This window comes from Lacrimispora amygdalina (assembly GCF_900205965.1).
GTDB classification, from domain to species: domain Bacteria; phylum Bacillota; class Clostridia; order Lachnospirales; family Lachnospiraceae; genus Lacrimispora; species Lacrimispora amygdalina_A.
In genome coordinates, this window is record NZ_OAOF01000025.1 from 47,005 (window position 1) to 56,054 (window position 9,050).

The following is a 9,050-nucleotide window of genomic DNA, read 5'->3' on the forward strand; positions in this document are numbered from 1 at the left end:
AGGGCTTCCCCTCAGGGGAACGGGACGGGGTGGTCTGCTCTGCTCTTTAAATGCTGTTCGTTGACGCCGACACTGTGGTAATGTGTATAACTGATTTCCCATGAAGTTGTGGTAAACAGTGTTTGCAAAATGTGGTAAGCTTGATCTTGCTTTCCATATTTTGTGAATGCAGTTTTCCATGACGGAATAATCTGTTATGCATATTTCCATGGTGTGCTCTTATAATCTTAACAACTGTCCAGATTTTTCTATCAATGTTCCCTCTCTCTGATATTCCCAGCTCCAGTCCTGATCCTTGCCTGTGCTGTCGAACGGAACCAGTTCCGGTTTGCTTTCCGCACCCTAGTTTCTGGCCCTGATTTTCCGACCGGAACCAGTTCCGGTTTGCTTTTCACACCCTAGTTTCTGGCCCTGACCTGCCGACCGGAACCAGTTCCGGTTTTCCTATCGGCCCCTGGCTCCCGGCTCTGCTCTACTGACCGGAACCAGTTCCGGTTTTCCTACTGCACCATGGCTCTCGACCCTGATCTGCTGACCGGAACCAGTTCCGGTTTTCCTACCAGCCCCTGGCTCCCAGCTCTGCTCTGCTGACCGGAACCAGTTCCGGTTAGTCTTACACCACCTTGCTTCCAGCTCTGCTCTGTCAACCGAAACCAGGTCCGGTTTGGTTATCAGCCCCTGGCTACCGGCTCTGCTCTACTGACCGGAACCAGTTCCGGTTTTTCTACAGGCCCCTGGCTCTCGGCTCTGCTCTACTGACCAGAACCAGTTCCGGTTTTCCTACTGCACCATGGCTCCCGACCCTGATCTGCTGACCGGAACCAGTTCCGGTTTTCCTTCCGGCCCTTGGCTCCCGGCAACCATATCGTTGTATATATGGCAGCTTATTCATCGCTTACTTAGTTTCTTCTGAGAAACAAACCCATAGTTTCTCTGCTATTGGAATAATCCTTTCAGAATATTTAGATGAGGTAATTGGTCTACAACGATTATATTCGTCGTAGTAGCAACCACAAAATTTTCCACCCTTTTGCAAATAGACTATTCTTCCCTTAGCTTCAATTACATCCTCATAGTGCTGAAACATATTTTCATACGTTCCAAAAGCATTTTTACTTTTATTAAGAAAATACCTATTAAAAAAATCCGAACACAACTTACTCTTAGAGTAATATCTTGGTAAGTAATATTCGTCAAAATGTTTCCTCACCATTGAAATATACTTATCCTTCGTAATAAAGCTATAATAATAAGCTGCATTAATTAGTAGTGATACAATCCATCCAAAATCTTTATCCCCTCCTGGATTACATAATTTCTCAGGACTAAAATTAATATTATCGCACTCTAATATATAACTCCCTTTTCCTGAAAGCATCCGACTAACATCATCAAATGATATATTTAGCTTTCTACGCTGCTTGTTATAAGTATCTATGATTGTTATATTTGCAATCACTCTATTTACCTCTGTGTTTCCAACACCATATTCAGTTACTAGTTTACAACCTATTATTTTTTTCATTTTATTACTACCTCCTACTTGTGTTTTAATGATTTTTATTATAATCTAAATTATAGTAAAGCGAAATTAACCTATTCTAACCAGAATACACATCCGTAAAGCAAAGGAGTTAAATATGCTTAACTATTTAGATGAACAATTAACAAGCAAGGAAATGCATATAAATATTGCAAAGCGTCTTCATTCCGAGCGTAAAAAATCTGGATTTACATTAGACACATTAGCAGAGAAAACCGGTTACACAAAGCCTACCGTTCAAAGCTGGGAAAAGGGATGGAAGGATGGAACTGGCTTAAATAATATTCCAAGTCTAGTTCAACTACTCGACCTTGCTAGCGTCTACAACTGCACTCCAGAATATCTCCTATGCGAATATGATCAAAAAAGCAAGCAACTCACAGATGTAAGTTTTGAAACTGGACTGCTTCCAGAAAGTATAAAGTTAATACACGCTCCATTTGCTGCGCTGCTTGAACAACCTATGGACCAACATGGCTACTATCATATAATGTATCAGTTCTTAAATCATTTAATTAAAAATTGCTATCCTCTAGACAGTGCATTATACAATCGAATAATTGTCGAAAACATACATCGTCGGTTTGATGCATCCGAATATAAATCGGACATTATTGAAGGCTTTAATGCTGTATCAATTACGCGTAATGTCGAATTTGCAATTATGTCTAACAGGCTTTCACCAGAAGGTGCTATCATCCAATATACACAAGCAATGAAAGCGTACTATATGAATAAAGGATTTAATGATAAAAAGATATCTAACATATTAAATGACTTTCGTGAAAACTATATAGCAGTATCTCCCGAAGGAAAAAAGCAAGCTAACTTTACACTAACTTCATGCTTCATGGACTTAGTAACCTCATTTCTTGATTCCTATCCGGCTAATGTTGATTCTTACAAAGATTTTGTAGATACCACTAGAGAGGCTCATATTGATAAACTTGATATCAAATGATTTCTGGTAGATTATTCGTAACTGTTCTGATAAAAAAAGACCCCACCAAAACGATTGATAAACAAGTATTCCTTATTCTTTTGTCTAAATTCTCGTTTGCCAATCGCCCCCCTGGTTCCCGGCTTTGGCCTACTAACCAGAACCAGTTCCGGTTTTATTTTTCTGGCACCTGGCTACCAACGCTGAACCGCCGACCGGAATCAGTTCTGGTTTTTATCTCTCTGGAACCTGGCTACCGACTCCGATCTACCAACCGGAACCAGTTCCTGTTTTATTTTTCTGGCACCTGGCTATCAGCTCTGAGCCGCCGACCGGAACCAATTCTGGTTTTTATCTTTCTGGCACCTGGTTACCGGCTCCACTCTACCAACCGGAACCAGTTCCTGTTTTATTTTTCTGGCACCTAGCTACCAGCTCTGAACCGCCGACCGGAATCAGTTCTGGTTTTTATCTTTCTGGAATCTGGCTACCGGCTCCGATCTACCAACCGGAACCAGTTCCTGTTTTATTTTTCTGGCACCTGGCTACCAACTTTGAGCCGTCGACCGGAACCAGTTCTGGTTTTTATCTTTCTGGCACCTGGCTACCGGCTCCGATCTACCAACCGGAACCAGTTCCTGTTTTATTTTTCTGGCACCTGGCTATCGGCTCCGATCTACCAACCGGAACCAGTTCCGGTTTTATCTTAATGGCACCTGGCTTCCGGCTCTGTCTGCCGACTGGATTTTGATTATCGACCCTTAACTTCCAGTTTTAGAATCAGCATATTCCAAAAAAAGAAGGGTTCCCCTTCTCTCGGTCAATCCGTGTATCTTTAATACTAGTATGTAAAAGGCCTTCTCTGCGCTTTGGGCGACCACTTCCCCATAATCCGGATCCATTCGTAGCCCATGCCTTATCCAAATTTTCAGTTAAATACATTGATAGGCTCTTAATCTATTTGTCCAGGATCCGAGTTCCTGAAGGCGTACTAAAAAAGTACTGGTTTTTCAGACGGAGAGCTGAGGGGTTGGTGCTTTCCTTGTGTAAAAATAGCGGTGGGAATCTATTTGTCCTTTGGGAAGGACTTAAGGGTAAAAAAAGTACTGTCTTTGACGGCTGTGAGCGTCGGGGACAGTACCTTTTGTATCTTATGGAAAAGTTATTTTTAAATTCTAACTCAAGTATATACATAATGTGAAGCCGCATTAGAATCGAGAAATTGTTTAGGTATTACTTAGTTCTTGTATTTCCTTATTCACAAACTTTGTAGCTAATTTAATAAAGTTTTGTGGAACTACATTGAATTTTCTGAAATCCAAACAGTACATATAATCATTTTCTATATGATATGACTCATCAATAAACTTTCTCAATGGATCATTTTCTCTGCGTAAAGTTTTCCTGATACAAGAATCAATTTCAGAATATAGACGTAAAACCATCATTTTATAAAATGGATTATTAACTTCAGCATACAATTTCAATATTTCTTCACGACTAAATTTCACTAATTCATCTTCATATATAAAATAACCGACTTTGTCACTCAAGTAATTTTCACCACTGATTTTATCCCTATCGCTCATAGGATCTTTTCCAGCATTATCATAAGTTGGGAAGCTTCGTCCATGTATTAAACTTGAGATGATGTTATATGCCATACAATTTTCCCTAGGTTCTTTTACTGTACTTTCTATATATTTTCTCACAAAAGAAATCCTAAGTTGCTTTGGTAAATAATTATCCGAATATACCTCTTTTAGCAGGATTGCTATTGGGTATAAATCTTGTCCCTTTATGATGGGTTCTTCATTTAGGTCTCCATCCATATTATATAGATAACTTGCGTTTGCTTCGATTTTATTTCCAACTTGTATATAGTCAATTACAGGTTCAAAATCATGGGTTAATAGCAATACAGTTTTGTTATAAAAACTATTACCACCTACACCAGTCTTAAATAATCTATTCATAATAGCGTACTTCTTATTTGAATCAAATGATGAAATAGGATCATCCAAAACGATTAAGTCCGCTTTACTATATATTGCGTCAAACATAAACAGCAACAAAGCTAATGCATGTTTTTCCCCCCAGCTAAGATTATTATTTGGATCTTTCAGTTCATGTTTTCCATCAGGGTCTTTTTTACTACATAATACTGCTTTTGCTTCACCGTGCTGCTCCATTGTAATATAGAAGTAATATGGATATCCTGCTTGCTCAAGAAATTCGTTGACATCTTCTTTCTGCGTTTCTATTTGTTTAGCCAATAATTTATTATAATCTGCTACTTGTTTTTTTAACTCAATTATCATATCTAGCAGTTCTGTTATCTGTTCATTGATGTTTCTTATTATTACATCTACTATATTTGTTTCGAAATATCCAATAGTCGATATATTTAATTTCATTCTTTCAATCTCATTTTTAAATGAATTTAAATTAGATGTGTCAATTGAATACCCACTAAAATGAGAGATTCTATCTAATTTATTGTTTATATAAGAAACCTGGTTTCCAAGTGCTTGCAATTCCACTTCTAAGTCTTCTTTGTTAGCTTGATCTTCAAATAAAGACATTAATTTTTTTACTTTATCCTCGTTTACATATTCCGATATAGAATCGAAACATTTTTTTAAATCATCGACAAATTTAATTGCATCCTTATCAAATTTTTCTTTGAATATTTTTGAGTATTCTTTTTTTTGCGGTGTATCTATTTGAGCACAAAATGGGCATTTTCCATGTTCAGAATACTCTTCAATTCCCTCATATTTCCATGCAGCCCATTTCACCTTGTTTTCATCATTAAAGAATGGCTCAAATTCTTTCAATGCTTCTGGGGGTTTTGCAAATGATGTCTTAGAGCTATCTAAAATCTGCTTTATTCCTACTTTACGCAAATCGAGTCTTTGGTCAGTCGTCATCATTATTTGACTTGAAATCTTATCTATTGCCTGTTTTAATCTACTAACACCATCTTGCTCAACTGCCATTTTTTTTATTTTTTCAAATTTTAAATCAATATTGTTTTTTACCTTGTCGTATTCGTCGGTTCTAATAAATATTTCAAATGCATCTTTTACTAAGTCTGTTTTTTGAAAAACTGACTTAGCTATGTAATCGTTGTTAAAAACCTTAACATTACTATATGGTATATCTGATATAAAGGGTTTGTCTTTAGTCTTTTTTATTTTAACTTCAAAAGGGATTAATGAATCGAATTTACCATTACAACTTTTTAAATCGATAGCTTTGGCCATTGTTGATTTTCCTGTTCCATTAAAAGCGTATTTAATATTGAGTTCTTTTTCCATAATAGTAATTCTTGCTTTCTCTATATTATTGCACTTTTTTATCTCTATAATTGTTTCCTGCATTATTGCCCCTTTCATAATAAATGGTCATACTTCTTTCAACTTCCCGTTTTTCTATTATATTAGATTCATAATGTTACGCTATAAAAAATAAATAATTCAAATAATTTAATTATATTACAAATGGTAAATTTTACAAGTTAAAAAAGTGTATCTCAACCAAGTTCCCGGTCAGAGAAGCTCCGGCCGATCGGGAAGGTTGATTGAGATATTTTATTTTATCTGCCGGAAGAAAATATCATATAGTTTATACACATTTGCAGCCATCATGCGATACTGGTTAGCCATTTTCACATAATCCCTTGTAGTAATGTAATTACTATGACCGAGCATATCACGAAGAAATTCCAGGTTTCCACCGCCGACTAGATAGGAGAGAGCAAACGTATGTAATAATCATGGTGTTGTTTTTAGGGTTTTGATCTTGACAAGTTTGTTTTGACATGATATTTTTAGAAATAGGCCATTTTTTTATGGTCTTTTTGTATTTGACTTTTTTAATCCTAGTTATAAATTTTAAACTTATTTTTGAATAAATCAAAAGGTATTGACTACTTCATGCCCGTATTATATAATTAAGGGGCATTACAATGTGACAAAATAAGCATTTTGTCTTTCTATCGTTCTCCTTTCAAAAATTATTATATATTAGTTATTTTCGATTAACAACTACATTACATATCTTTTTGTTTGTCCAACTAAAAGTTGGTCAAATCCTTTAAATACCGATATCTTTATAAAAGTTTCATCTGTTCAAGCACTAATGAATCGTAATCAGTTTCTCGCTGCGGAAAACTCTGAAAAGCATTTAGAGGTTTTGGTGGTCTTTTTTTTGTATCCAGAGTAATGTCCCATTGCGTGGTACCTATAATTCTTGCATAAACAGATTGAACCCAGCCCTGAGGATAAGATATTGGTTCTTTATTTTTTTCATAAAGCTCAACAATTCGATTTATTGTTTTCGCAAAACTATTTTCTTCAATCGCTCTTATAGTCTTTGACTCTAAATATTCATATGGTCGTTCCAGCCCTTTGCTCTTCACTCCTTGATTAAAAATAAACAGTTCACTAATATACTCTATCACCATTCGTTCCGGATCAGATAGACACTGCTTGTTCATTGAAGATTTTATGTATTCCTCAAATACCTCAACAACATCTTCATCTGTTTTACTGGTTAATTTCAGAATTAACAATTTATTTATGTCTTTAGTAGTAGTGGTATTATAAATACTAGAAATATTATTATTATGGTAGTGTCCCCGTTTTGACCCCATGGTTCCATTTTGTGTGTCCCCAATTTGACCCCCTGGCTCATTTTGTGTGTCCCCAATTTGACCCCCTGGCTCATTTTGCGTGTCCCCAATTTGACCCCCTGGCTCATTTTGCGTGTCCCTATTTTGACCCCATAGCTCATTTTGCGTGTCCCCAATTTGACCCCTTGGTTCTGTTTGTCTATCCTCAGTTACAGACTCATCCTGCTCTTTCAGAGGAATAGCTGATACACTTGTCCATGTTGTGGGTGTCAATATTACTTCATATCTGCCACCTGCAACACGACCAAATTTGTCTCGTACATGAGAATATTTTACTAATTCCAACGCACTTAATTTGGCAATAGACCTTTTATATGTTTTTTCACTTATTCCAAGATGTACAAGTATTTCATCACGTGCGGGCATTCTAGTATTTCCTGCCCCCATAAATGATACAATATAACCATATATCACTTTTTCGGTACAGGATATGGCTCTGCTTTTCATAACTCTATAACTAAGCATCCCGGAGCCGCCAGAAAGAAGTCCATCCACGACTATCGTATCACCAGATAATTTATCATCAATCATATATCGTTTAGGATTAAGATTCAAATGATAAATATTGTGTTCAAATTTATTAGCTGTTGCTTTTTCTTTGCTAATGTGTATGTAATTTTGCTCTGTTAAATTCTCCATGGCAGCATAGTATTTATCCTTACCTATGCCCAAGTCATACAATATTTGTGCACGGGTAGGATATACACTATAATTACCTCCAGTTAACGAGCAAAAGTATAAATATACTGCTTTTGCAGCTATTGACAGCTCAGTATCTTGCGTTAAAAATTTAGGAGCAAAGCCATAGCCTGATGCATATATCGAATGTTCCTCAAATTTTATAATGTCTGTTTGTGTTCTCATAACGTCCCACCCACTTATCTCTGTTTTTTCATGTGCGGTTATTACATCTCCAGCCATTGCGACTGCACCTTTATAATAATACAGTCCAAGGCTGATCCGAGACTTGATTGTCATCTGCAGACCAATCCGGTCGGACATCTAATCCTGGCTAATATAAGTTTGTCAGTTTATTCAACCATAAGTAACATATAATCCGCATTATACCATTCTAATTTATCTATATATTTTAAAAATGCTTTACAGCCATATGGCTCTTTAGCATGAAATTTGTTATATCCAAAATCCACCCAACGAGTAAATGCATTATGAATAGCGTTTGCTCTGGCTTTTACATAATCACATTCATTTTCATGTGATTTATGATACATAAGAGGGAATAAATGATAAGTTACATGAGTGCCATAACCAAACATTCCCTGTCTATCTTCGTAAGAACTTCCTTCTGATAGCAAACTATACATATCTATATCAATGCTATCGGATTGAAGTAACAAAAAGCCTAATTCACTTTCTAATAATGCTTTTACTGTTGTATCTAGATCTACTTCTGATGTTTTATACATACTTTCTCCTTTACAAAATCCTATAAAATCTCTTATATATACGTAACTACGGCAAGTTTCAGTTTAGTTGTGTTCGGTTAAAAAATCATCGAGTATAAAATTATTAAGAATGGAATTGAACAATAAAAGAGATACAGTAATTTATAACTAAATAATTCAAATGTTTCAAATTCAGAAAATAGAATATTATATAATTCATATCCAAAAGTAATGTGAATGCATAAAATCATAAATAAAACCATGATTAAAATTTTATTAATGCTATCACCATGCATAACATTATTTATTTCATCTATTTTTTTTATTATTAATTCCATACACAACTCCTTCTCTTTTAAATCCTAATCAAACATATAACTCAACTTCATCTTCTAATACGAGTATTAGTACCGTTTTAGTATATTTAATTCTGTTGTCCATTGCAGCTGTTATTGTTCTTTG

Annotated in this window: 7 protein-coding genes; 1 reads left to right on the top strand and 6 read right to left on the bottom strand. The window is 35.7% G+C overall.

Annotated elements, in window-relative coordinates; all coding sequences use genetic code 11:
• Positions 1–500 precede the first annotated feature (500 nt).
• From CRO04_RS26420 to CRO04_RS22575, 3 genes are all read right to left on the bottom strand, one after another.
• A complete protein-coding gene (locus tag CRO04_RS26420; protein WP_166432657.1) occupies positions 501–647 on the bottom strand; it encodes a hypothetical protein in 147 nt (48 codons plus the stop codon).
• A gap of 77 nt (positions 648–724) precedes the next feature.
• The gene (locus CRO04_RS26425) at positions 725–892 is read right to left on the bottom strand and encodes a hypothetical protein (protein WP_166432658.1); all 168 of its coding nucleotides are present in this window, start codon (positions 890–892) and stop codon (positions 725–727) included.
• Between the two features lie 3 nt (positions 893–895).
• The gene (locus tag CRO04_RS22575) at positions 896–1,525 is read right to left on the bottom strand and encodes a hypothetical protein (RefSeq protein ID WP_097006508.1); all 630 of its coding nucleotides are present in this window, start codon (positions 1,523–1,525) and stop codon (positions 896–898) included.
• A 115-nt stretch (positions 1,526–1,640) separates the two neighbouring features.
• Between CRO04_RS22575 and CRO04_RS22580 the strand changes: the two genes are divergently transcribed.
• The gene (locus CRO04_RS22580; protein WP_097006509.1) at positions 1,641–2,504 is read left to right on the top strand and encodes a helix-turn-helix domain-containing protein; all 864 of its coding nucleotides are present in this window, start codon (positions 1,641–1,643) and stop codon (positions 2,502–2,504) included.
• 1,205 nt (positions 2,505–3,709) lie between these two features.
• Here the strand turns inward: CRO04_RS22580 and CRO04_RS22590 are convergent.
• The 3 genes from CRO04_RS22590 to CRO04_RS22600 form a co-directional block, all read right to left on the bottom strand.
• Positions 3,710–5,869, bottom strand: coding sequence for an AAA family ATPase (locus CRO04_RS22590; RefSeq protein ID WP_097006511.1), 2,160 nt, complete (start codon positions 5,867–5,869; stop codon positions 3,710–3,712).
• A gap of 731 nt (positions 5,870–6,600) precedes the next feature.
• The gene (locus tag CRO04_RS22595; protein ID WP_097006512.1) at positions 6,601–8,103 is read right to left on the bottom strand and encodes a helix-turn-helix domain-containing protein; all 1,503 of its coding nucleotides are present in this window, start codon (positions 8,101–8,103) and stop codon (positions 6,601–6,603) included.
• A gap of 110 nt (positions 8,104–8,213) precedes the next feature.
• The gene (locus tag CRO04_RS22600; protein WP_097006513.1) at positions 8,214–8,609 is read right to left on the bottom strand and encodes a hypothetical protein; all 396 of its coding nucleotides are present in this window, start codon (positions 8,607–8,609) and stop codon (positions 8,214–8,216) included.
• Between the last annotated feature and the right edge of the window lie 441 nt (positions 8,610–9,050).